The organism is Mycobacterium paraffinicum, from assembly GCF_001907675.1.
Taxonomy (GTDB): Bacteria; Actinomycetota; Actinomycetes; order Mycobacteriales; family Mycobacteriaceae; genus Mycobacterium; species Mycobacterium paraffinicum_A.
Window position 1 is genome coordinate 206,374 of the sequence record NZ_MPNT01000005.1, and the last position, 23,451, is coordinate 229,824.

General features: G+C 65.6%; 26 protein-coding genes. 12 read left to right on the forward strand and 14 right to left on the reverse strand.

The window, feature by feature from the left end; all coding sequences use genetic code 11:
• Nucleotides 1-128 precede the first annotated feature (128 nt).
• Nucleotides 129-416, reverse strand: a complete 288-nt coding sequence (locus BRW65_RS32230) for a hypothetical protein (protein ID WP_244168031.1) — start codon at nt 414-416, stop codon at nt 129-131.
• Nucleotides 417-502: 86 nt separating this feature from the next.
• Here BRW65_RS32230 and BRW65_RS08380 point away from each other — a divergent pair, with 86 nt between their 5' ends.
• On the forward strand, nt 503-2,188 hold the full coding sequence (locus tag BRW65_RS08380; protein ID WP_073873413.1) for a GMC family oxidoreductase: 1,686 nt from the start codon (nt 503-505) through the stop codon (nt 2,186-2,188).
• A 120-nt stretch (nt 2,189-2,308) separates the two neighbouring features.
• Here the strand turns inward: BRW65_RS08380 and BRW65_RS30905 are convergent, their stop codons facing one another.
• Complete coding sequence (locus BRW65_RS30905; RefSeq protein WP_084187765.1) at nt 2,309-4,333, reverse strand: serine/threonine-protein kinase; 2,025 nt, start codon at nt 4,331-4,333, stop codon at nt 2,309-2,311.
• 390 nt (nt 4,334-4,723) lie between these two features.
• On the opposite strand from BRW65_RS30905, the gene BRW65_RS08410 reads away from it, so the two are divergent.
• Entirely contained in the window at nt 4,724-5,731 is a 1,008-nt protein-coding gene (locus BRW65_RS08410; protein ID WP_073873415.1) for a GGDEF domain-containing protein, read from the forward strand.
• Between the two features lie 224 nt (nt 5,732-5,955).
• Here the strand turns inward: BRW65_RS08410 and BRW65_RS31680 are convergent, their stop codons facing one another.
• From BRW65_RS31680 to BRW65_RS08420, 3 genes are all read right to left on the reverse strand, one after another.
• Entirely contained in the window at nt 5,956-6,105 is a 150-nt protein-coding gene (locus BRW65_RS31680; protein ID WP_167374017.1) for a hypothetical protein, read from the reverse strand.
• Between the two features lie 280 nt (nt 6,106-6,385).
• A complete protein-coding gene (locus tag BRW65_RS31685; RefSeq protein ID WP_084187766.1) occupies nt 6,386-6,895 on the reverse strand; it encodes a lipoprotein LpqH in 510 nt (169 codons plus the stop codon).
• 89 nt (nt 6,896-6,984) lie between these two features.
• Nucleotides 6,985-7,230 (reverse strand): hypothetical protein, encoded by a 246-nt coding sequence (locus BRW65_RS08420; protein ID WP_073873419.1) that lies wholly within the window; start codon nt 7,228-7,230, stop codon nt 6,985-6,987.
• Nucleotides 7,231-7,505: 275 nt separating this feature from the next.
• Between BRW65_RS08420 and BRW65_RS08425 the strand changes: the two genes are divergently transcribed.
• The 3 genes from BRW65_RS08425 to BRW65_RS08435 all read left to right on the forward strand — a co-directional run bounded on the left by BRW65_RS08425 (nt 7,506) and on the right by BRW65_RS08435 (nt 9,375).
• The gene (locus BRW65_RS08425) at nt 7,506-7,847 is read left to right on the forward strand and encodes a hypothetical protein (RefSeq protein ID WP_073873421.1); all 342 of its coding nucleotides are present in this window, start codon (nt 7,506-7,508) and stop codon (nt 7,845-7,847) included.
• A gap of 53 nt (nt 7,848-7,900) precedes the next feature.
• Nucleotides 7,901-8,413, forward strand: a complete 513-nt coding sequence (locus BRW65_RS08430) for a hypothetical protein (RefSeq protein ID WP_244168033.1) — start codon at nt 7,901-7,903, stop codon at nt 8,411-8,413.
• 143 nt (nt 8,414-8,556) lie between these two features.
• A complete protein-coding gene (locus BRW65_RS08435; RefSeq protein ID WP_073873423.1) occupies nt 8,557-9,375 on the forward strand; it encodes an alpha/beta fold hydrolase in 819 nt (272 codons plus the stop codon).
• Nucleotides 9,376-9,442: 67 nt separating this feature from the next.
• Here BRW65_RS08435 and BRW65_RS08440 read toward each other — a convergent pair whose 3' ends face one another.
• The 3 genes from BRW65_RS08440 to BRW65_RS08450 form a co-directional block, all read right to left on the reverse strand.
• Entirely contained in the window at nt 9,443-10,528 is a 1,086-nt protein-coding gene (locus tag BRW65_RS08440; protein WP_073873545.1) for a methyltransferase, read from the reverse strand.
• A gap of 556 nt (nt 10,529-11,084) precedes the next feature.
• Nucleotides 11,085-11,465, reverse strand: coding sequence for a DUF4267 domain-containing protein (locus tag BRW65_RS08445; RefSeq protein ID WP_073873547.1), 381 nt, complete (start codon nt 11,463-11,465; stop codon nt 11,085-11,087).
• Nucleotides 11,466-11,479: 14 nt separating this feature from the next.
• Nucleotides 11,480-11,797: an NIPSNAP family protein gene (locus BRW65_RS08450; RefSeq protein WP_073873425.1), complete on the reverse strand. Its 318-nt coding sequence runs from the start codon at nt 11,795-11,797 to the stop codon at nt 11,480-11,482.
• A 98-nt stretch (nt 11,798-11,895) separates the two neighbouring features.
• Between BRW65_RS08450 and BRW65_RS08455 the strand changes: the two genes are divergently transcribed.
• Nucleotides 11,896-12,486: a TetR/AcrR family transcriptional regulator gene (locus BRW65_RS08455; RefSeq protein WP_073873428.1), complete on the forward strand. Its 591-nt coding sequence runs from the start codon at nt 11,896-11,898 to the stop codon at nt 12,484-12,486.
• Between the two features lie 166 nt (nt 12,487-12,652).
• Here BRW65_RS08455 and BRW65_RS08460 read toward each other — a convergent pair whose 3' ends face one another.
• The 3 genes from BRW65_RS08460 to BRW65_RS08470 form a co-directional block, all read right to left on the reverse strand.
• Entirely contained in the window at nt 12,653-13,510 is an 858-nt protein-coding gene (locus BRW65_RS08460; protein WP_073873430.1) for a PPOX class F420-dependent oxidoreductase, read from the reverse strand.
• 85 nt (nt 13,511-13,595) lie between these two features.
• A complete protein-coding gene (locus tag BRW65_RS08465; RefSeq protein ID WP_073873432.1) occupies nt 13,596-13,826 on the reverse strand; it encodes a DUF167 domain-containing protein in 231 nt (76 codons plus the stop codon).
• 45 nt (nt 13,827-13,871) lie between these two features.
• Entirely contained in the window at nt 13,872-14,192 is a 321-nt protein-coding gene (locus BRW65_RS08470) for a hypothetical protein (RefSeq protein ID WP_073873434.1), read from the reverse strand.
• A gap of 157 nt (nt 14,193-14,349) precedes the next feature.
• Between BRW65_RS08470 and BRW65_RS08475 the strand changes: the two genes are divergently transcribed.
• The 4 genes from BRW65_RS08475 to BRW65_RS08490 all read left to right on the forward strand — a co-directional run bounded on the left by BRW65_RS08475 (nt 14,350) and on the right by BRW65_RS08490 (nt 17,315).
• Entirely contained in the window at nt 14,350-15,168 is an 819-nt protein-coding gene (locus tag BRW65_RS08475) for an NlpC/P60 family protein (protein WP_139272930.1), read from the forward strand.
• 33 nt (nt 15,169-15,201) lie between these two features.
• Nucleotides 15,202-16,005 carry a HugZ family protein gene (locus tag BRW65_RS08480; protein ID WP_073873438.1) on the forward strand — a complete coding sequence of 268 codons (804 nt, stop codon included), beginning with the start codon at nt 15,202-15,204 and terminating at the stop codon, nt 16,003-16,005.
• Nucleotides 16,006-16,143: 138 nt separating this feature from the next.
• Nucleotides 16,144-16,836, forward strand: coding sequence for a DUF899 domain-containing protein (locus BRW65_RS08485; protein ID WP_073873440.1), 693 nt, complete (start codon nt 16,144-16,146; stop codon nt 16,834-16,836).
• A gap of 8 nt (nt 16,837-16,844) precedes the next feature.
• On the forward strand, nt 16,845-17,315 hold the full coding sequence (locus BRW65_RS08490) for an SRPBCC family protein (protein ID WP_073873442.1): 471 nt from the start codon (nt 16,845-16,847) through the stop codon (nt 17,313-17,315).
• A 22-nt stretch (nt 17,316-17,337) separates the two neighbouring features.
• Here BRW65_RS08490 and BRW65_RS08495 read toward each other — a convergent pair whose 3' ends face one another.
• Nucleotides 17,338-19,629, reverse strand: a complete 2,292-nt coding sequence (locus BRW65_RS08495) for a putative bifunctional diguanylate cyclase/phosphodiesterase (RefSeq protein WP_073873444.1) — start codon at nt 19,627-19,629, stop codon at nt 17,338-17,340.
• Between the two features lie 273 nt (nt 19,630-19,902).
• Nucleotides 19,903-20,217 carry a DUF732 domain-containing protein gene (locus tag BRW65_RS08500; RefSeq protein WP_073873549.1) on the reverse strand — a complete coding sequence of 105 codons (315 nt, stop codon included), beginning with the start codon at nt 20,215-20,217 and terminating at the stop codon, nt 19,903-19,905.
• 192 nt (nt 20,218-20,409) lie between these two features.
• Here BRW65_RS08500 and BRW65_RS08505 point away from each other — a divergent pair, with 192 nt between their 5' ends.
• Complete coding sequence (locus tag BRW65_RS08505; protein WP_073873446.1) at nt 20,410-20,991, forward strand: FKBP-type peptidyl-prolyl cis-trans isomerase; 582 nt, start codon at nt 20,410-20,412, stop codon at nt 20,989-20,991.
• 58 nt (nt 20,992-21,049) lie between these two features.
• Here the strand turns inward: BRW65_RS08505 and BRW65_RS08510 are convergent, their stop codons facing one another.
• Complete coding sequence (locus BRW65_RS08510; RefSeq protein WP_073873448.1) at nt 21,050-22,483, reverse strand: FAD-binding oxidoreductase; 1,434 nt, start codon at nt 22,481-22,483, stop codon at nt 21,050-21,052.
• Nucleotides 22,484-22,720: 237 nt separating this feature from the next.
• On the opposite strand from BRW65_RS08510, the gene BRW65_RS08515 reads away from it, so the two are divergent.
• Complete coding sequence (locus tag BRW65_RS08515; protein WP_073873450.1) at nt 22,721-23,404, forward strand: GAP family protein; 684 nt, start codon at nt 22,721-22,723, stop codon at nt 23,402-23,404.
• Nucleotides 23,405-23,451 lie beyond the last annotated feature (47 nt).

The window sequence follows — 23,451 nt, forward strand, 5'->3', positions numbered from 1 at the left end:
CAGGGGGCTTTTGCCCCGAGCGGCTGGGCGTACTGCGATGCTCGTAATGCATCTGATGTCAGACCCGCCTACCCCCGCCCAAGTTATTTGGTCAGCTGAAACTCCTTGGGCACCAGCAGTATTGGCATTTACCGATTCGCGATCTCGGAACCACCCGGCCCAATTGGAATAGGCCTGGGATCGTCGCTTGGAAGACTCAACGTGATGCGGTGATCGGGTTGCAGGCGCGCTTCAAGCAGGCCGGCGGAGGTAATGAAGCTCAGCGTTTCCTGATACTCTCCCAGTTCCCACAAGATATGAGCGGCCGCCCACGATAGATCCGCATCGAGCACCGCAGGGTCCCGTTCGGGCAAGACCCTCTTCGGTGATCTCCAGATGCCGGATGCGGTCGAGGTGGAAGCCGCGAATGTCTTCATTCAAGGCCAATCATTCCTCGACGAGATGCGGTGGTCATCGCGCACACTAGGACTCGCATCCGACGCTGTGGAGGACCGATACCGGAATGAACCCGGTCGCCGAATTCGACTTCATCATCGTGGGAGCGGGCAGCGCCGGCTGCCTGCTCGCCAATCGGCTCAGCGCCAACCCTGATCGCCGTGTCCTCCTGATAGAGGCCGGCGGCAAAGACGACTGGTTCTGGATCAAGGTGCCGGTGGGCTATCTGTACACAATCGCCAACGCGCGCACCGACTGGTGCTTCACGACCGAGGCCGACCCGGGCCTGGCCGGGCGCAGCATTCACTACGCCCGCGGCCGCGTCATCGGAGGCTGCTCATCAATCAACGCCATGATCCACATGCGCGGACAGGCCAGCGACTACGACCTGTGGGCGCGGGCTACCGGTGACGAGCGATGGCGTTGGGGTGGCCCGAACAGCCCAGGCGAGACGCTGGCGATCTACAAAAAGTTGGAGGACTACTTCGGCGGCGCCGACGACTATCACGGCGCCGGAGGTGAGATCCGCGTCGAGCGGCCACGTGTGCGCTGGAAGATCTTGGACGCCTGGCAGGCCGCGGCTGCCGAGGTCGGCATCTTTCCGATCGATGAATTCAATCGGGGCGTCAACGCCGGTTCTGCGTACTTTCACGTGAACCAACGGCGTGGCCGTCGATGGTCGATGGCCGATGCCTTCCTGCATCCCGTCGCCCACCGGCCGAACCTCACCGTCTACACGCAGACCCAGGCCTTGCGGCTGCTGATGGACGACCAGGTCCACGAGGATCAGCGTCGCGGTGCGTGGACGACGGCCCAGCGCCGCGTCATCGGCGTGCGGTTGCTCAAAGGCGGCCAAATCGTCGACGTCCGAGCCCGCCACGAGGTGATCCTGAGCGCAGGAGCCATTGGTTCGCCGCACCTGATGCAGGTCTCGGGTCTCGGCCCGGCCGGCCTGCTTGCCCAGCATCAAGTGGCGGTGGCCGTCGATCTGCCCGGGGTGGGCGAAAACCTTCAGGATCACCTGCAGCTTCGAACGGTCTACCGGGTGCAGGGGGCCCCGACCGTCAATACGCTGTACCGGAACTGGATTACCCGTGCGGGCATGGGACTTCAGTACCTGCTGTCGCGATCGGGGCCCATGACCATGCCGCCATCCACGCTGGGGGCTTTCGCGAAGAGCGACCCCGCGCTGGAAAGCGCCGATCTCGAGTGGCACGTGCAACCCTTGTCGTTGCCGAAGTTCGGCGAACCCCTGCACCCCTTCGGGGCGATTACTCCTTCGGTCTGCAATCTCCGACCAACCTCACGAGGCCATGTGCGCATGGCCAGTGCAGATCCCCTGACCTACCCGAAGATCTTCTGCAATTACCTATCGACTGACGCCGATCGTCGAATCGCCGTGCGAGGCCTCCGGATGACCCGGCAGATCATGGCGGCGCCGGCTCTGGCCCGCTACCGCCCGCAGGAGTTGTTACCCGGTCCGCAACTGGTGAGCGATGATGAGTTGCAGCAGGCGGCCGGCGAACTCGGTACGACGATCTTCCATCCGGTCGGCACCTGCGCGATGGGAGCCTTTGACGCCCACGGGCGGCCGCGTTCGGCCGCCACGGTGCTCGACACCGACTGCCGCGTGTACCGCGTCGCCGGACTGCGAGTGGTCGATGCGTCGACTATGCCCACCATCATCTCCGGCAACACGAACGCGCCGGTGATGCTCATCGCCGAGCGCGCAGCACGTGCGATTGTGGGATGAGTCTATTAGCACTGGGATATCAATCTGGTCCCCTCTGCGTCGCGCGACCGTGCGTGCGCAACTCCCTGAGGAGAAATACGGCGGGATCGGATATGGACGGGTCGCGGGCGGGCCCCGACGTCAGCGTTCGATCACCGTCAACGAGCCATGGTTGAGGTCGCTGGTGACGTAGGCGAAGTGCGTGGTTGGGTCGACGGCGATGGCGAGCGGATTGTTTCCGACGGCAAGGATTCCGGTGACGATGCGTTTGGTGGTGTCGATGACCGACACGGACCCACCGCTGTAGTTGGCCACGTAAGCGGTGTTCGTCGGTGGGTCCACTGCCACCCCCGCGGGGCGTTGCCCGACAGGCACACTGGCGGTGACGCCGAGGCTGACGGTGTCGACGAAGGACACCGATGCATCATCGCCGCTGGCGATATAGGCCGTGTGCGACGCGGTGTCGATGGCGATCCCGGCCGGATGGACGCGAAGCGCAACGGAACCGACGACAGTTCGGTTCGTGGTATCGATAACTGTCACCGTTGGATCGGCAGTGGTGACAAACAAGCGGTGCGCGGTCCGATCGATGGCTACGCGGCTTGGACCTTTTCCGGTGGGCACCGTCCCGATCACCGTGTGCGTCGTCACGTCGATCACCGACACCGATGCGCTATCACCGTTAGTGACATAGGCGATCCGGGCATCCGGGTCGACCACCACTCCGCCCGGATGGCTCCCGACACCGATTCTGGCGATGACGGTGCCGTTGGTGGTGTCGATGACCGACACCGAGGAGTCGTCGTAATTGGTGACGTAGACGGTCCGGGTCGACGGATCCACGGCAACGCCCACCGGGTGGCGTCCTACAGCGATGGTGGCGGTGACAGTACGGCTGCCGGTATCGACCAGCGACACGGAGTTGGAGCCGGTGTTCGCGACATAGGCGGTGTGCCCGGCGGAGTCGACCGCGACGCCGAAGGCGCCGTTGCCCACCCGTACCGAGGTGGCGATCGTAGGTGGACCGCTCGGCACTGCGGAGACTCCCGAACTGGGCGTGCCTCCCCCGCTCGGCGGCGGGGCCGCCGTCGCAGATCCCGTCGTCTGCGCAGATCCAGGCGCTGATGTGTGTGTGCGCAGCACGTATAGGCTCGCGCCCCCCAACGCCGTGACCACTCCAATCACCGCGGCGGCGATCACCCAAGATCGCTTGGCGCGCTTGCGGTTTCCGGTCATCTCCTGCCGCGGGTCGGGGTGCAATGGTTTCCGCGCTTGTTGTGTTGGCTCACTCGGCCATGAGGCCACTTGGGTGGGGGTAGTGGCGTTGGGTGACTGCGCATTGGGCTCCGGTAGGCCTAGCGGCACCGTGACCGCATCGCGCGCGGCTCGTGCCATATCCACCGGGGTGGCGTAGCGTTGCGCAGGGTCTTTGGCCATGCCGGTGGCGATGACCGCGTCGAATGCGGGCGGTGCGCCGGAGTCAGAGGGGCGCGGCGGCGGCGTCGACAGATGCCCCGCCACTTGTTGCTCGATGCTGTCGCCCGGAAATGGGGCGCCTCCCGTCAAGCACTCGTAGAGCACACAAGCAAGCGCGTAGATGTCCGAGCGCGCATCGGCCTCACCGACTTTGAAGCGCTCGGGTGCCATGTAGCGCAGCGTGCCGACCACCGCGTCCGTGCCGGTCAGACCGGTCTCGCCGAGAACACGCGCGATCCCGAAATCGATCAAATACGCGAAGTCATTTTCATCGAGCAAGATGTTGGAGGGCTTGATGTCCCGATGCACCAATCCAATCTTGTGCGCGGCATATACCGCGCGTGCCACCTGCTCGACGATGTGCACCGCGCGTGACGGAGACATTGATCCGGAGGCCAACACGGTTGCCAGGTCGCGCCCTTCGATCAGGCGCATGTCGACGAATAGCCGCCCGTCGATCTCGCCGTAGGTGTGAATTGGCACCACGTGAGGGTTGTTCAACCGTGCCGCTGAATGCGCCTCACGACGGAATCGCTGTTGAAACGTCTTGTCTGCAGCAAAATGCGCCGGGAGTACTTTCAGCGCGACTATCCGATCGGTGACGGTGTCGTAGGCTCGCCACACCTCGCCCATACCGCCTCGGCCGAGCAAATTGACTAATCGGTACCGGCCGAACGGAGTCCCTTCCATGGAAACCTCCCGACGCCAGCAATTCAGCAACACCATAGTCCACCGCTGACCACGGTTTGGGGAAACTCCCGCAACGGCCGATTCCGGACTGACGCCCGAGCGTTTCCAGGGGTCCGACGACGTTAGGACTCCCAATCCCCTTTCGCCAAGCGGCCAGGCCGTTACGGCTATTTCCTGGAATTACGCCGCCGCCCGGCCGTGCGCCGGTTCGGAGATTGTGCGGCTTCACTGAGCGTGTCGCGGCATGCTTTAGTACCGTTAATCCGCAAACGAGCGCTCGCCAAATGACGATGTCAGTAAATGGCCGAGCGTCACCACATGACCGGGAGAGTTGACCGGATGGGTCTTAGCCTCCGAGGCCCCTTCGGCCTTCTGGCAGGCCGATACCGTTTGCGGTTGCGCGCTGACGCGGGCAGCGGTTTTTACGGCAAGCATCAGGTTCGGCTGCTGCGGATCTTTTTGGGCGCCACCACGTTCCTTTACACCTGGGGCGTGGTGTTCAGCACCTTCATCCGAATCCATCCCGGGTTGAAGCCGGGGAACCCGACCGGGGGCATCGCGGCTGTCGTGCTCGGTGTCGCGGCGTTGGCGTGGCTGGCCGTCCGGCCCGACAAGCTCGGGCCGGCGACGGCCGTGGCGATCGTGGCCACACCCATAGTGATGGCCTTCCACGTCGCGATCGTCGCCGAGTTCGTCTGCCTGATCGCCCCGATGTTTCTGGCGATGTACCTCCGCGGGTTCTACTCGCCGCGCCGGGGGGCGGTGCTGGTCGGCGCGCTCACCGTGGCGTGTGTCGTCGCGCTTGCGCTCGCGCCCATGCCCAAGTTGTACATCGACTACCTCATCTTCGTGATCGCGATCGTCGGCGCCGCCGAGTCGTTCGGCCTGTTGACGCGGACTCTGGTCGCCGCGGCGTGCACCGACCCGCTCACCGGGCTGCTCAACCGTGCCGGCTGGGAGATTGCCACCGCCGACTTGCTCGCTCGAGCCCGTTCGACCGCGATCACCGTCACCGTTGTCGCGCTGGACATCGACAACTTCAAACAGATCAACGACACCGACGGACATGTCGCCGGCGATCGGCACCTGATCAGTCGCGCGGCTTGCTGGCGAGAAGTGGCCCCCGCGAACGCCGTTTTGGCCAGGTTCGGCGGCGACGAGTTCGCGGTGTGTATCGCCGACCGCGCCGGTCGCAAGCCGACGGCGGCAGAGCAATTCGTGGACGCCGCGCGGCTATATACGCCGGGCACCAGCATCGGGACCGCGTCGGCCGGCGGCAAGAACGCCGATATCGCCACGCTGCACGCCGCCGCGGACGCCGAGCTCTATATCGCCAAGCAGAAGCGAATCTCCGATGCCCGTGAGACCGATCTGCACCGGCACTTTGAGCCCCGCTGAACTGCTTGCGTCGCAAGCAGTTCGCCCGGCCCTGGGCGGGGGTCGCAGCGGAGCGGAGACGTTGCAAAGCTGCGAATTTGGGTCGCTTGACTGGTCGTGGGTGGCTCACGAAATGATCGACAGCTCATATATTTCGCATTTGGCCCGCGCCGGCCGATTATTTCTTCGCGCGCGCGAGCGCGTCGCTGCGGCTCCCCTGCGGCGACCACCACCATGGTTCGCGATCACCTGTTGGAATCACGTGCGGTGAAACCGCGCAGGAGCGCGCATAGGCCGGCCTCGAATTGGTTCTCGCTGGCGGCATTAGGGAGTTCGTCGGCCAGTTCGTGAAGCGCATTACGACGCTGCCGTTCCCGGACGTCGTCGACGCTCACAGGATGCTCGATAGTCTCGAACCTGGACACAAGCTGGTCCTGCAGATGGCGAGCGATTAAGCGCGACACGCGCTGGTGTCTTGCCCTCCGGTGGTGGGCCGCGGGATCCGCGCGATCGCGGCGATCCCTTGGTCCCTGCACGCGCACCAGCCGTCCGGCCGCCTGGGTCGGAGTAATCCTGCGCCGATGGAGCAAATTCAGTTCGGCTAAGTAGCAATCCAGAAAGCCACACCCGAAGACGGAAAGCTTTGGTGCACAGCCGATCCCGGCTGCGGGAGGCTCAGTGCGGGCAGGTTGCTCTAAACGTGAAGTCAGTGAGCTTGGTGTAGTCGTGAAGCTGTTTGATCTTGCCAGTCACCGTGTAACTGTCACCGTCTTGCGTTAGCGCCGGGGTCGGCGCTCCTCCGGTCGATGTCGGCTCCCAGAAGTACGCGATGCCATCGGCGCTGAAGTCCAGCGTTTCGAGCTTGCCGCCCGCGACGTCGACAATGACAGTGTCATCGGACTGCGTTTTGGCCGTGACGAGTACCGCGCCACCCATGCCGCGGCACTGGACGTCGTGCAGCGGGAAAGCTCTGCCGGCCAACGTCAATGAGTCGCGTTGCGCCGTCGCGGCACCGGCGGGCGTGCTGGTTGAGTTGACCGCGGGAGCCGTTACAGATGGGGGTCGATGGCCGCAGGCCGTGGTCGGCGTGCTAGCGACGAGGAGCAGGATCGCAGCTGTAATTCCACTGGCGGACGTTGATCTGAGCAATGTTGAGAGCTGTCCTCTGCAAAAGTCTTTAGGCAAATGAACGGTCGCACCGACACTCCGGTGGTGTGCGGTCTCTGGTCGAACCTTCTCGGTGCAGCCTCAGGGCCGTACCGACGTCACCGCTACTAGCCCATTGTCAAGATCGCGACCGCGGCGACACCGATCACCACCGCGAGAGCTACCAAAATCACCGTGATCGCCGCGCGCACGATCTCTTCTTCCGTGGGTCGCCAGCGCGGCTTCGGTCCGGCGAGAACGGTTTCCCCTTGCCAGGCGATAGCGTTGACTTTCGCTACAGCCGAAGCGACATCGTCGTGTGCGCGGGACGAGTATCTCTGGATTGGCTCGTGCGCGGCGATTGCGGTTGTCATATCACCCCCAGGCTTGCGGACGCCGATCGGCGTTATTTGAGCGGAAAGCTTCGGACTTCTCGTTAATCCAATGATAAGAGTACGAAAATCACGATTGCGGTAACGATCCTTAACGGTCGCGGCACGGAGTCGCGCTCCGCGCCGACCGTGCTCGGCCGCCAAGAGGCATCACGGCGGCCGGTGGCCAAGTTTGGGATCGGTAGCGGCGGGCGCGCCATTTACTTCAACTCCAGAGCGCCCGACCACGGGCCGTCCGACGGGATAGGACCATCAAGATGCGACGAATCGTGCGGTTAGCGACCACCGCCCTGGTGGCCGGCGGACTGGGTGTCGCGGGTCTCGGGCTCGCCGCAGGCACCGCGAACGCCGATGGCGGCCCGCACCGCTGGTGCCCCGGCGAACCTCTGCCGCCGACCGGGAACCATGTCACCAATCCGGTGATCTGGGACAACAACATCTGCCACACCTACTACTACGTCTACTTTGGGCAGGGCAATGTCGCCCAGAACATTTGGGACGGCGACAATCCACCGGCCCCTCCACCCCCGCCGCCGCCGGCCCTCATCAATAGAGACAACTGTCAACAGATCCTGGGTATCTTCTGCCCCCACGCGTGACGGGCGTCGACCGCTGGGTGCTGATCGGCCCGATCCTCGATTAGGTTGATCGAGTGGCCGCAAACAGTCTCCGTACACACAAGACCGCCCGCCGCTTCTTGACGGTATGGTGCGTGGCCGTGGCCGCCGCGGGTCTGTTCGTCGAGTGGCGGATCGACGAGCGGGCGCAACCGTGTTGGAGTGTGCGGCAATTCATCGATTTCAACCGCGACATGCAGGCCTCGCTGAAAGCCAAGACGCGGTTCGCGCCGCCGGGCTCCTACGAACAGAACTCGGTGCCCACCGACGCCGACTATCAGGCATTCCTCGACGGCCTGCAGCGGCGAGCCAACCAGGTGACCGCGCCCGGCCTGTCGGCCCACGCTCAGCGGGCGGCGGCGCTGGCCCGAGAATTCATGAAGAGCGCAAAACAGATGAACGATGACCTAGGCAGACAAGACCCGCTGAAAACGGAACTGCCGCCGTCGGCGAAAGCGGTCGCCCGGATCAACCAGGAGTTCGGCGACGAGATGGCCACCCTGGCACGGGCCTGCCCCACCGATGCAGCGCACACCTTTTGGCGTTGAATTCGAGTTGCTTTGCAGCTTAAGGAGTTTCAGCTCCTTGGCCTCAACGCAGTTGGCTGTTGGCGCAATCTCTATTCTGGTGTCTTACAGTTGACTCACTCGATCGCGGGAGCCCGCGAGAGGCGACTGCGAGAGGAACGACCGTGCCCACCATTACTACCTCGGACGGCGTCGAGATCTTCTATAAGGACTGGGGTTCTGGCCAGCCGATCGTTTTCAGTCATGGCTGGCCGCTGACGGCCGACGACTGGGACGCGCAGATGATGTTCTTCCTGCGCCAGGGCTATCGGGTGATTGCTCATGACCGCCGCGGCCATGGCCGGTCCGAGCAGGTCGGGACCGGCAATGACATCGAGCATTGGGTGGCCGATCTGGCTGCGCTGACCGAGCAGCTTGATCTGCGCGACGCCGTCCACATTGGGCACTCGACCGGCGGCGCTGAAGTGGCCTGCTATGTGGCGCGCCATCAGGAGCGGGTCGCCAAGGCGGTGCTGGTGTCTTCCCCGACACCGAGTATGGCGCAGGCAGACAACAATCCGGGCGGGCAACCTCAGGAGTGGTTCGACGCGGTACGCGCGGGCGTCTTGGGAAATCGATCGGAGTTCTTTCGCGCGGTACCGGAGGGGCCGTTCTACGGATTCAACCGCCCAGGTGTGGAAGCGTCCGAGGCGGTCATCGCCAACTGGTGGCGTCAAGGCATGTCCGGCAGCGCCCAGGCTCACTACGAGACGGTGGTGTCCTGGCTGCGGGACTACTCCGACGAATTGCGGACGATCACCGTTGCCGTGCTGGTGATGCACGGCGATGACGATCAGATCGTTCCGTTCGCCAGTGCGGTGCCCCGAGCGGTCGACCTTCTCCAGAACGGTGCGTTGAAGACCTATGCCGGCTACCCCCACGGCATGCTGACCACGCACGCGGACGTGCTCAACCCGGACCTGCTCGCGTTCATCGCGTCCTGATCGGCGGCGACCGCGGGGCGGCTTTGCATCAGGCCGCGTCCCAGGGTTGGTGCCGAAACAGCCTCGGCTATACCGCGATCCCCTCGATGATGCTGAGCGGGGATACGGTTTCGACAATGCGATTCAAGCGAAAACCGGCCTGGTCGAACAGCTGGCCATATTCGTCCGCGGTGCGTTCGCGAGCGCCGGCGACGACCAGCATCTCAAGGTCCACCCACTTGCCGTGGAAGTCGCGGTCGTGCTCGCGAATGACGAACTCGCAGAGCAACAGGCGCGCACCGGCACGAGCTGAGGCGCGGACATTCTTGAGGATGCGCACCGCATCGTCCTCGGGCCAGTCGTGAATGACGTTCTTGAGCACATACGCGTCACCGCCCTGCGGTGCGGAATCGAAGAACGAGCCCTCTTCGATCCGGACGCGGTCCTCGACACCGTGCTTGCGCAGCAATGCCGGCGCGCCCGCCACGACCTCCGGAAGATCAAACAGCACCCCACGCGAATCCGGAGCCGTCTCCAGGATCGCCGCCAACAGTCGACCGTGTCCGCCACCGACATCGACGATCGTGTCGAACGCACCAAAGTGGTAGGCGGCCGTCAACGGCACGGTCGCGAATTCGGACACATTGGTCATCGCAGTGTTGAAGATCCCCGCCAGCTCGGCTTCGTCGGCCAGGTACTCGAAGGCCGGTTTGCCGCGGAGCTCTGGGACGACCGCCTTTCCGGTCCGGATCGCATCGGTCAGTCGGCTCCAGTGCTCGCGATGCTGTGGCGACCCAACCCAACGCGCCATCCCGGACATGGACCCGGGCGCGTCCGTGCGCAGCGTGTCCGCCAGTGGGGTGAGTGCATAACGGCCGTCACTGAGCTGCCGGAAGATCCCGATGCCGATCAACGCGCGCATGAGTCGCCTCAGAGCGTCGGCGTCGGCGCCGATCCGGTCCGCCAGCTGGTCGCCGGACAGCGGGCCACTCGCCAGGGCGTCCGCCACGCCGAGGTCCGCTGCGGATGTGATCGCTTGAGCAACCCAGGCGTTCATGATCAGCTCCATCATCACCGCCGCAGGCGGAGCCGAGCGTTGACGCAGCCGTGACAAGTGGTGGCGGACCTGTTCAACGGTTCGCGCGACCTTGACCGGCGGAACCCTCGACGTCAAGTGACTCTCCTTCTCGTCCAACGATGGACGCGTTGTGCGGCTGATGCTCTCGCGCGCTAGGAAAGCCACGATAGAGCAGTCACACCCGTTCACCTCGGCGGTGCGCTGTGAACCGGTCGAACCCGTGCGCATCGAACTATGCCCGGAAACCCCGAACATTTCAACAATGATTGAAATAATGGCGCGGTCGACCTATAGTCCTGGACAAGGGGGTCGAATGAACGGAGGCGTCATGTCACGAGTCGTCACTAAGGTCGTCGTTGCGGCGATGCTCGCATTGACAGCAATTTCAGCGACCGGATGCGTTCCGGCGGCCACCGTAGGACCACCCCTGGGGGTTGCAGCGGGGTAAAGCTGCACCGGGTCGAACGGCCAAGGGGGCATGCCGTCAGGCTGGCGAGCGCTTGAGCGATGGCGAATGTTGTTGTCGCAGCACGGAAAGCAATCTGGCCACGCCCCTCCTCCCCCAGCCGCTGCCACACCATTCGCGGCGTCCCGGCTGTGACAACACGTCGGCTCTCGTCGGGGATCCATACTTGTTCGATGTGGCGAGTTTCTAGGAGACGAGCAATAGCGCGGTCGTGACGAGCATGACGGCGGCGGTGCCGCCGTGAACGCCCCAAGCGATCGACGTGGAACCGCCGTTGCGCAACACAATGGCTGCATCAGCGATCGGGATGATGGTGGCGGCCAACATAACCCAGCCAACCAGGTGGGTGGCGCCGGCGACCATCAGGATGATGACGAACAGCCCCGTCGCAATGTCGCGCACGCCTTTGACGCTCAAGTAGGCGCCCGCGCCCGGCTGGTCGAGATCGGGCAGTACCCCATAGCCGGCCGCGGCGACACGCGGGGCGTGCAGGAAGCGCGCCCCGATGAAGATGATGGCCGCAGCGAGCAGGCCGGCGAGCGTATAACCGATGGTCGTGACAGTCATGTCGAGCACCCCTTCTAGCGGATTGGTGAAAAATGCATCGCGTCAAGGACTTTCGTCCTGACATCGATGATGTCGCCGACGTCGAAGCCGGCCATGTCGGCGGCGAATTCCGGGCTGGTCATGATGCGTTGCGCGAGCTGCTCGGGGTCGGCGTCCGCGGGGTAGCGGATCAGCGCGACGAGCCGGTTGGCGCTACCGCTCCGTTCGGTCCACACACCGTGGGTGATGACCCCGAAGGTCTCGAAGGTCGCCAGGTGGCGGGCCCAATGCACGGTTGCATACCGCTGCAGCGCGCCCGGTGATCGCAGGGTGTAGATCCTGAGCTGAAACATGCCCTAGCTCCCTCCGATCTGACCGCTAGCAACGCTAACCCTGACGGCGGAAGCTGTCAATAGCGGTGCTAGATTTTCTAGTCGTGCTACTGTCGGGTATGGCTATTGAGGATCGTCGTGAGCGGGAGCGGACCGCCCGGCGCGCGCTGATCGTGACAACGGCCCGCAGGTTGGCCGAGGCCGAAGGGTGGGAGGCCGTGACCACTCGTCGACTGTCGACCGAAATCGAATACAGCCAGCCGGTGCTGTACAAGCACTTCACCGGCATGGACCAGATCGCCGACGCCGTCGCCGTCGACGGGTTCGGGGAGCTCGCCGTCGCGATTCGGGCCGCCCGGTCGGGCGGCGGCGCGGCCGGTGACGTTCTCGCCCGAATTGCGCAGGCATACCTCGACTTCGCCCGCGACAACCCGGCGGTATACGACGCCATGTTCAGCCGCGCGACCACCTTGCGCTTCGCCGACCAGGACACTCCCCCGGAGCTGACGGCAGGCTTCGCGGAACTACGCCAAGCGGTGCGCCTGGTCGCCGACGAGCAGGATGCGGACGCGCTCACCGAAGTGTTGTGGGCCGCGCTGCACGGACTGGTCACCCTCACCCGCACCGGACGGCTGCGCCCGGGGCACGACGCCGAACGTCTCGAAACGCTGGTCAAGCAGTTCACCGGCAAAGGGACACCGCCGCGCTGAGTCACCAGGTGGACGGCGCAGTGGCTTTTGGGGGCGAACCCGGTCTCGGGTCCGGCGTCCGTGGTGGATCACAATCGAATCCGGGCATGCTTCGGCGGCGAAGCGAGCTGTGTCGTGCTGCCAATGCTTGCTATCGAGGCATCTCAGCGATCAGCCGGGCACCAGATCAGAAACCTCCCGCCGACCCGTGCTCAGGGTGACGGCCGAACTCATTGGGCCGCACTGGACCAGAACTCGGAGTCAACTCCGCATGGATCGTACGGCCGAACTTGGACCGCATCAGTCGGTGCGCCGACGGCACCAACACGCCGTGCAGGAGCGGATATTTCCGCCGGAGCAGACGTGCCGCACGCTGGTATTCGGGCCCCTCCAGCAGACGCACGCGGCCGGGCAGCACGGCTCCCGTCGGCTTGCCCGACGCAGTCGCCGGGCCGAATTCGACACTCGGGTTACGGCGAATGCGGCGCACTTTGACCGCCCGTTCGAAACTGCGAAAGTAGGCGCGCTCCCCGTCGACGACAATGCTGACCGGGCTGGAGCCGGGCCTGCCGTCCTTGCGAAAGGTGGTGAGGCTGATGGTCTTTTGGCGCACGAAAGGCGCCAGTCTCGGACTGGTTGCCGTGCCCACACAGCCCAGCACGTAGCCGAGTTGGCGCAACCGCAACACGAACGCCAGTGCCAGGGCGACCGACGCCCCACCGAGCACCCACGCTTGCGTGGCGGAACCACCGACGTCGAGGTCGACAACGTGGTTGACCGTGTGCACGGTGTTCGCCACGAGGAATCCGGCGAGCGCCGTGGCCAGTGCGTCCGCCCAGATCAACGCGAGTAACAGTGTGACGCCAAGGCCCAACTGGAACGCACCCACGTCATGCAAGAAGTGCCGGTGCGCAGCAAAACCAACGGAATCGGCGAAGGAAGCCGGATCGACGAGGCACCAGATCCCGATCCCAGCCGTGACCGCCCCCACGGTCGCTGTCACCGCGATCAGGTAGACCTGCGCGGGCGTACTCAAGCGATTCATCGTGCCGTCCTCCCGACTATCCGTCCTAACTCTCTGGTCGCTAGACGGGATAGGACGGCGATATGTGACGCGCCGCCGCGCGCCCTCAGGGATTCAGGCGGAAACGTTTGAGTCGTGAGGTCGCTCCGGAAATCAATTCGATCCGGCTCCTGGGCACTTCAAGATGGGCCGCCAGAAGCCTGGTAACGGCGTCGTTGGCCTTGCCGTCAACGGCCGGCTCCCGCACGTAAATCGTGAGCTCGCCGTCGGGTCCCACCTCGACGAGGGGTCCCTTTCGACTGCCCGGCTTCACCCTCACCACAACGGAGTCGTCCATGCCGCGAAAGCTACCGGTCGCATACCGACGTTCGTTGCAAAGGCGCTAACCGGCGGGCGGTACCACCGGTGGGCGACATACGTTGGCGCCCGGGTCCCACCACCAACCGTTGTCGCAGGCGAGCGGCTGCGGCCCTACCCCGAGGGGCCTGCACACATTAGCCGTCGGGTCCCACCACTGGCCCGGGTCGCACGCCAGCGGTTGTGGCCCTACCCCGAGGGGCCGACAGACCTTGCCCGTCGGGTCCCACCATTCGCCGTCGGCGCAGTCGGCCGAGCTCACGGCCGGCGTCGCGATCGTCGCGGCCGCCATCGACGCGAACGCCAGCATGGCGATGACCACAAGATGGCGAAAGACCGTCCTCATCGTGGGCCTCCTCTCGTGACATCTGCATTATCGGACGAAGCCGGGGACGCAGGTCAATACCCGTTAAGGGGCCTCGAGCGGGATCGCATTGTCGGCGATGCGGTGAACGCGGCGTCGGAATGGAAAATGCCCGGCGGCGCTGTTGTAGCGTGACTCCGTGAGGTATCCCCGGGCGCTGCTGTCGATGCTGGGCATCGCGGCCATGGCACTCGCTAATCCCTTGGCAGACGGGCGATCTCGCGCCGACGACGGCGAGTTTTCCTACCCCTTCTCGTGCGACCGGGCGTCCCTGACAGCGGATTTCGCCAGTCGCGACGGGCTGCCCCAAACCCAGGATCCGCCGTCCGACTGGTACCGCACGGATGCCGACGGTCATTACCTCAACCGAGGATGGGGCCCGCGATCGGTCGCCTTGCCGCCGCCGGACATCCCGCAGGGCGCGCGGTGCGACGCCACCACCTGGAGACAGGAACGCATCGTCGCCGTGGCCATGCGCTACGTCTACTCCCCCGGCAACCCGCTCGGCCTGCAATACCGCCACCATCACATCCCCGGCTGGCAGCCGCCGACATCGACCTATGCCGGTGCGCTCGGAGAGAATCCCGACCCCGACCTCCCACAGGGGCTGACCGCCTGGGATCCCGGGCGAGGCCTGGACTGTTCGAATTTCACCGCCTGGGTTTACAACTACGGGCTCGGCATCAAGTTCGGTGGCGACGTGCACGAGCAGGCCGACGGCACCGCTGGTCCGATGGGGCGCCGCATCCCGCAAGAAGGTCCTTTCCGGCCCGGCGATCTGATCTATCTGCACCCCAACGGAAATGCGGGCCGCGCCTCGCACGTCGTCATCTACGTCGACGACGGCCACATCATCGACAGCCGAGTCAACGCCCAGAACCGCCTCGGGGTCCAGGTCCGCAATCGGTTGGGCTGGTACCGCGAAGCTGTTCTTGGCGGCTGGCGGCCGATCAACTGAGACGCCCACCGGTCGGCGAGTAGCCTCGCGGGCGTGTCACTTCGCGACCATGGCGACCCCGATGGCGCACCCTCCGCACCACCGCCGCTTCGGCCCCCGACCAGCTCCGCGCGTCCATCCGCGGCTGAGCAGGCCCGCACCATTGCGGCCGCCACGAACGCCGCCACGCTGGCCTCGTTGACCCCCGAGGGCGACCCCTGGGCGTCGCTGGTGGTGTATGGATTGCTGGGTGGGGCCCCGGTGCTGTGCGTGTCAAACCTGGCCGAACACGGTCGCAACCTGGCCGCCGACCCACGGGCCAGCCTGTCCATCGTTGCGGGCGCCGCACGATCTGACCCGCTGGCGGGCGCCCGGATCACGTTGGCGGGCACGGTCGCTCACCCACTGGCCGATCACCGGGACCGGGCGCGGGCCGCGTACCTCAACGCGGTGCCCGAAGCCCGTCATTACGTCGACTTCACCGACTTCACCCTCTGGGTTTTCAACGTGCATAGGGTGCGCTGGGTGGGTGGATACGGCCGGATGGACTCGGCCACCGGCGAAGAATACGCGGCCGCCTCGCCGGATCCGGTCGCACCGGCCGCGCCCAGGGCCCTGGCGCACCTCAACGCCGACCACAGCGACGCCCTGACCGCGATGGCCCGAGCGTTCGGCGGCTATCCAGACGCCGATGCCGCGGTATGCACCGGCATCGACCGATACGGTCTAGACCTACGGGTGCACACCCCACGCGGGGTGGCCTACGCCCGCGTCGGGTTTCCGGAACCGTTGCAGTCCGCTGGCCAATTGCGTTCGGCTACAGCCAGTTTGGCGCGAAACGCGGACCGGTCCGGATAGTTGCCGAGCGGCGCCGGACCGTCGACGCGACGACCGGCGGAGCCGGTGGCGGAAGTTCGCGACGCGCGGCGATGAATTTCGCACGCTCGACCAGTCAGACCTTTCGTGACCAACGAATTTCGAGCAAAGGTGGATCCCATGTCCGCAAACACGGCCCTGCCGCCCGTCGTCGATCACCAAACCTGGCGCGCGGCGCTCGACGAACTGCGCAAACGTGAGAAGGCCGCCACCCGCGAGTTGGATGCGATCGCGGCCCAACGCCGCCGGCTGCCGATGGTCGAGTTGCCCGACTACACCCTGATAGGCGCCGACGGGCCCGTCCGCCTGGCTGAGGTGTTCGACGGCCGCTCGCAGCTGATCGTCTATCACCACATGTGGGACGACGGCGCGGAGTGGCAGTGCAGCGGGTGCACGGGCTTTACGTCGCAATTCACCCGACTGGAGTTTCTGGACAACTACGACGCCCGGTTCGTCATCGTGACGAACGGACCGATCGAAGAAGCCCTCGCCTACAAGCGCAAGGTCGGCAACCACATGGACTGGTATTCGTCCTCCCAGAGCCCGTTCGCCGCCGACTTGGACGCGCCCCCCGGCGGCGGGTTCGGGGTCAACGTGTTCCTTCGCGTCGGCGAGACCGTCTACCGCACGTGGCATACCAACGGCCGAGGCACCGAGCAACTGAGCCACACGTTTGGGTTGATCGACATCCTGCCGTGGGGCCGCCAAGAGGAGTGGCTTGATTCCCCTGAAGGCTGGCCCTCGCGCCCCACATATTCGGGGTGGCCCGGCTCCCCCGATATCGCGGCCGCGTACGGCCCTAGAGATGAGTGAGAAAACGCATGACCGCTGAACGCTACGTCGTCACCCGCACCATCGCCGCACGTCCGGCGGACATCTTCGCCGTCCTCGCCGACCCGTCCCGCCACCAGAACACCGAGCCCACGGATTGGGTCCGCGACGCGGTGGACAGCGCCCCCATCACCGGCGTGGGACAGATATTCGCGATGAACATGTATCTCCCCCAGGCCGGCGGTCACTACGTCACGCACAACCGGGTCGATGTCTTTGATGAGGAGCGTTCGATCGGATGGAAGCCGGGCGTGCTCGACGACGCCGGCAACCACGCCCCCGGCGGTTGGTTCTGGCGCTATCACCTCGCCCCCACAGGCGATAAGACGGAAGTCACCCTCACCTACGACTGGAGCGGCGCATCGCAGGACTTCCGGAACCGGGTGGACACGATCCCGATCTTCGCTGAGGACTACCTCGCCGAGTCGCTGGCCTCGCTAGAGCGATCGGTCGTAGGCTGACGCTCAGGGCGCGCGCCATTCCCTATTGTGCGGCGAGTGTGGAATTGGCTGGGACGCAGGGAATCTCGGAAGCGGGCAACGGGCTGCAGAAGAAGTTCCCTTGTACGGCGTCACAGCCGTAGCCCTTGAGCCGCTGGGCGGTCGCGCTGTCCTCGACGCCTTCCGCAACGGTGTCGATCCCGAACGCGGACGCCAGCTCGATGACCGAGCGTGCAATGGTTGCGGCGCGGTCGTCGTGCACGATCGGCGCTATGAACTCCCGGCCGAGCTTGATCTCGTCTGCAGGGAGCTCGCGTAGATACGTGAGAGTGGCGTAGCCGCTGCCGAAGTCGTCAATCGCCACCCGGATGCCGTTCTCCCGAAGACGATTGAGCACCGTGCGGGCTCTGGCGAAGTCGGCGACCATCAAGTCCTCGGTGATCTCGATCGTGAGGCAACTGGGCGGCATCCCGCGCTCGGCGAGCACGGACATGATGCGGTCGGGCAGCGCATCCTGATCGAGGGACGGCGCCCCCAGATTGATCGCGACGGGAATCGCGGTGCCGGCCGCGTACCACGCGGCGGCGTCGGAGACGGCCCGTGTCAGCACCAGATCGGTGAGTACATGGATGAGTCCGTGTTCGCGGACCAGCGGTAAGAACTCGTCGGGCGCCAGCACACCGAATCGCGGGTGTTGCCACCGGACAAGCGCCTCTACTCCGGTCACCGACCCGGTCGACATGGAAAATTTCGGTTGGTACAGCAAGCTCAGCGAATCGTTCTCGATGGCGCGTCTCAGCTCGCCGAGCAGTTGCAACCGCGCGATGGCACCGGCATGTGCGGGCAACCGGCCAAGCAGCGCGTCCATCTCGGGGGTGAACGTCCGCACGTTGCTCGAGCTCGGCAGCCGGGCACACGACCTTGCGGCATCGGCCTGTTTGAGAAGATCGCCCGGCGCCAACACCTCTGTTCCGGCCGAGGCCACGCCGATACTCAGACGCACGTCGAGCCGGTGATCCTCGATGGCAACGGGCTCCTCGAACGACCGTGCCAGCCCGTTGGCGACCTGCACGGCCACGTCGGGACGGTCTTCGACCAACACCGCAAACTCGTCGCCGCCCATCCGCGCGACGGTGTGGCTATCACTGATGGTGGCCTGGATCCGCTCGCCCACGTCGCGCAGCAATTCGTCGCCCACGTCATAACCCAGGGTGTCATTCACCAGCCTGAAATCATCGACGCCCACCGTCAGCACGCTCACGGGTACGTCGTGCTGAACGTGGAGGCGAAGCGCATGCGCGAGGCGATCGTCAAAGAGGCGATGATTTGCCAACCCGGTCAGCGGATCCCGCAGAGCGGCGTCCGACACCGCGGCGAGTAGACGTCGCTTTCGGTCGAGGAGCAAGATGTGGCGGGCCACGATGGTGACGAAGAGCGCCACGCAGACCGAGAAGATGAACGCCTCGCCCCGGTTTGCCGGCCAAAAGTGAACGGCGCCGGCAACAATGGCCAGCAGTACGGCCAGGTACGGCAGCCAGAGCGCCGCTCGTGACGACGGTTGCGAGAAGCCGAGGTCTGGGTCCGGTCCTGGACGAGAGGTGAGTCCGGACAGCGTGAAGAAGTACATCCCGACGGCCCAACCGAGAACGACGAGGCCGCTCGGCGCCCGGTCTGCGTGACTTTGATAGACGTGGACCACTCCGGCCGCGGCGATGACTCCCCACCCGAGCATCATCAGCGTGGCGGAAAGCTGGCGGCCCGGCTCGGCCTTGCGCACAACGATGAAGGCCGTGGCTACCAGTCCCAAATACACGCCGGCGGCGACGGCCAACACCACTTGCGGAACGCTGAACGTTACTGGGAGTCGAGCCGTCCGCCCCAGCGGCAGAATGACGAGAACCACCAACAGCGACGCGGTGATGATGATGCCGTCGAGGAGGAGACCGATTCCGAAGCGGGAGTCGTCCCGGCTGGGAATCGTGATTGCGGCGGCCAACGCGCACAGCGGCAAGATCAAGTAGCCCAGGTTGGCCGCGGACAGATCCGTGACGGGAAGAGCGCCACCGAGAGCGACGTAGCACCACACCGCCTCGCCGGCAGTCCAGCCGACCAATCCGGTAGACATGGCGGCCCACGCCAGGCGCTGGCGGCCTCGGGAACCGCGGGCGGCAAGTATCGACGATGCGGTGGCGAGTAGGCCCGCGATGACCGAGCCCGCCGGGGAGAGTACCGCCCGCCTCGGGGCGCTCGAGGTGAACAACACCGCCGCGAACAGGAAGAGCCCGACGGTTGCCGACACGACCACCGCCAGTCGGCTTCGCGTCAGTGACAACATTCCCCTTACTTTGTCGGGCCCGGTTCGCAAGCAGGATAAGACACACCGCGAACGTACTTCGGCGGATTTGCCTACCTGTTTCTTGGCCTTTACCGAGCCGAACACCTCCCCGGTCGGGCGGGCTCCGCTACCAGAAGCGCGGATTCGATTCACTTCGCGCCGCGCGGCAGCGCGCAGTCGGCGCGCGGCGAGGCGACGAGGTCGGCCTGCGCCTGAGTTTGCGGAGAACTCCCTCAGGCCGCGGATGAGTCGGGCGGTGTCCCGGAAGCCGTGTCACGTGCAAAGGGAAGGGGCGTCGCACACATTGCCCGGGCAGTAGATCGAGTGCGCGGCATCGACCATGGTTCCGACGTCCAACAGGGTGACCCCCCGCGCGTTCAAGTGGGCGTGCACGTCGTCGGCGATCTGTTGTGGCGTCCAGCCCCACGTGAGGTCGTAACAGATCAGGTGGGCCTCCCCGATCAGCGCCTCCTCCGTCTGCGGGGGCCAACTGAGTCCGACGGCGCGTAGTTGTGCGAGGTAGGCGTCGTCTTGAGGGGTGTTCGCGGTCGCAATGGCGGTGCTGGTCACGAGGGCAGCGCCAGCCATCAGGGGAATGCTCAGTGCGGCCGGCCAGCGTGGTGAGAACATTCGCATCGCTCCCTTTCTGCCGGGGCCGCCAAGAGTCGGCCGCCCCAAACCAGCACGGATGCAGAATAAACGAAAGACCGAAACGCCGGCTCGTCGAAATTGGGCGCGGCCCGAACGCTTCCGCGTAGAGCCGCGGGCCGCCGGCACGGGATGCCATGGGCGGTCTGTAGCGTGACGGCGGTGAAGTCCTCCCTGGTGTATTCCTCCGTCGCGGCCTGTGTCGCGGCGACCATGCTGGCGATCGCCACGCCCGGCAACGCGACGGCGGCCGGCTCATGCCCCACGGCCTCACCGCAAAGCGGTGGGACGCCCGACTGGACGCTGACGGGGACCACGGGCAGCGTCTCGGTCACCGGATCCACCGATACGACGGCTCCGCGCGTGGACGTGACGGCACCGTTCAGCGTGGCCCAGACCCAGGTGCATACGCTGCGCGCCGGAGATGGCCCGGTGGTCTCGCCCACGGCGACGGTCTCCGTCTGCTACATGGGCGTCAATGGACGTGACGGATCGGTGTTCGACAGCAGCTATCAACGCGGCGCCTCCATCGACTTCCCGCTTAACGGGGTCGTGCCCGGCTTCCAGAAGGCAATCGCGGGACAGAAGGTGGGTTCCACCGTCGCCGTCGCGATGACCTCGGCGGACGGCTACCCCAACGGTCAGCCCAGCGCCGGCATTCGGCCGGGCGACTCCCTAGTCTTCGCGATCAAGATCCTGAGCGCGTCGGGATAGCTCCGCGCATCAAGTCTCTTGGTGCTCAACCGCTCAGCGGTTCGACGCCCGCCATTCACTAGAAGTTGAGCCCCGAGAACATGATTCGGCCGGGATCATACTTCTGCCGCACCGCGGTCAGCCGGGACAGATTCGAGCTGAAATACCGCGAGGCGGGTTGATTCGCCTCGATGTAGTTCACGTACCCCCCGACCGAGTGCGGTTGCACGGCTTGGTGCGCGGTGTTGAGCCAGGTCGTCGCCGCAGCCGCGTCGCCGGTCTCGACATACCACTGCACCAGCGCATACTGCCGGCGCCATGGGAAGGCGGTGGCCCCCGGCGCCACATCGGCGAGGGCGCCGTCAAGCGCATGCATGATCGCCAACATGCGGCCCGCTCCACGGGGAAAGGCGTTGACCGCCTGGGCGATCCCCTGCGCGGTAGCCGTGTCGACCACGGGCAGCACGTCGGATCCACCGACATACCCGAGCGGTGCCGGATTGAGGTTCCCGACGGCCAGATACCTCACCAGGTCCAGATAGTTGAACGTGTGATTCTCGGTCCCCGTCGGCTGGACGCCAACGGCTTTGGTGATGTTGGCCCCGACGCCGGCGCTCGAACCGGCCGGGCACGTCGCCATGATGCGGCAATGCGTTCCCATCGGGTCGACGGTGGCGTCCGCCAACGCCCAGCTGTTCCGGTCGGCGGTGCGCAGCCAGTTCTGCCAGCCGACCAACACTTGCGCGAACGCCTCCGCCGGGAAGTTGAGGTTGACCACGTCGAGATCGGTGGTCGGAAACGTCGCGAAGGTCAATGACGTGGTCACGCCGAAGTTGCCGCCGCCGCCACCGCGCAACGCCCAGAACAGGTCGGGGTTGCTGGCGTTGGACGCGGTCACCGCCTGGCCGCCGGGCAGCACCACCGACGCCGACACCAGCTGGTCGCAGAGCAGGCCCGCGTGCCGGGAGTTGGCGCCCAACCCCCCGCCCAGGGCGTGCCCGGAGGCGCCGACGGACGGGCACGTGCCCGTCGGGATGCCCCGGCCGGCGCCGGCCAGCGTCTGATGCATCGCATACAGGCTCGTCGCGGGCGTCACCGTCACTTGCCCGGTGGCGGCGTCGTAGTTGACTCCCCCGGGCAGCTGACGCAGGTCGAGCACCATGACGCCGTTCGCCGTGGACGCGCCGATGTACGAATGCCCGCCGCTGCGCGGGGCGACCTTCAGGTTGTGGGCCGCGGCGAACGCCATGGCCTTCTGCACGTCCGCCGGAGATGCCGGGGTGACGATCGCGGCGGGCGTCGATCCGTTGTAGTTGGTGTTGAACACCTGCTTGGCCGAGCCGTAAGCGCCGTTGTCCGGTAACAGCACCTGCCCGCCGATGGCGGTGGACAGGCCCTCCCAGCCGGTGGGGTTCGGCGCGGCGATGGCGCGGGCGGACCCGAGCACCGCGCCGGCGGCAAACGCTCCGGCGGCTCCCCGCAGAAACGTCTGGCGGGATATTTCACGCGCCATTGCCTGGCTCCCGCGTCTGGCTCATGTCCGGCATTGTCAAACGCGCGCCGACCAAAGCCGCGGTGCCCCATGCGGTGTGACCGGATCGACATCGATACGAGCCGCCCCGGTGATGCAGCCACCCGTTGACGCCGCCTGAAACAGACACGGAGAGCTCCGACTCGTATTCTCTGCAGCATGATCGCCGCCTCGACGTCCACGCCCGGCAAGCTCGCGCGGTAGGCGGGGTTCAAGCGGGTGGGGGCTCTTGTGGTGGCGCTTGCGGGCCTGGCGCTTCTCGATTCCCTGAACGTCCTCAACGTAGGCGTGGTGTCGGCGGTGGTCTTCGACAGCCGGTTGAGCCGCCGCTCGCCGGTTCCGGGCGCCCTGAGCTTCATTGCGGGCGTGTTCGCCGTGACCACCACGTTCGGGCTCTGCGCGGTACTGGGTCTCAGCTTCTTGACTCATGTCGTCGGCTTCCACGTGACACCGGCCATCCGGTTCGGCGGCGAGCTGGCGCTTGGCCTGGTGCTGACCGGCCTGGCCTATTTCCCGTTGACCGCCCAGTCGTCGGCTCCGGGTTGGGCGCTGGCGGCGATGCGTGAGCGTCCGTGGCTGCTCGGGTTCCTCGGCCTGGCGGTCGGCAGCGGTCAAGCGCCAACCGCCATTCCGTATCTCACCGGCTTGGCCATGCTCGCAGCCTTGCATCCGAGGCCGCCGCTCTGGCCCTTGGCCATCATCATCTACTGGGCGATCGCGCTGTCGCCGCCATTGCTGATCCTTGCCCTCTCGATGAGAAAAACCATGCGGGCCAAGCGCATTCAGCGTCGCCTCGTACGTGTCCTCACCCGTTACGGCCCGATGTCGGTGCGGCTGTTGTTCCTGGTCTTCGGAATCGGTTTGGTGGCCGACGCGCTCGTCAATCACAGCGCGCTGTGGTGACCCATAACTCTTTCTCACCTCCCGCCCAGCGAGCTGGATTACCTTGG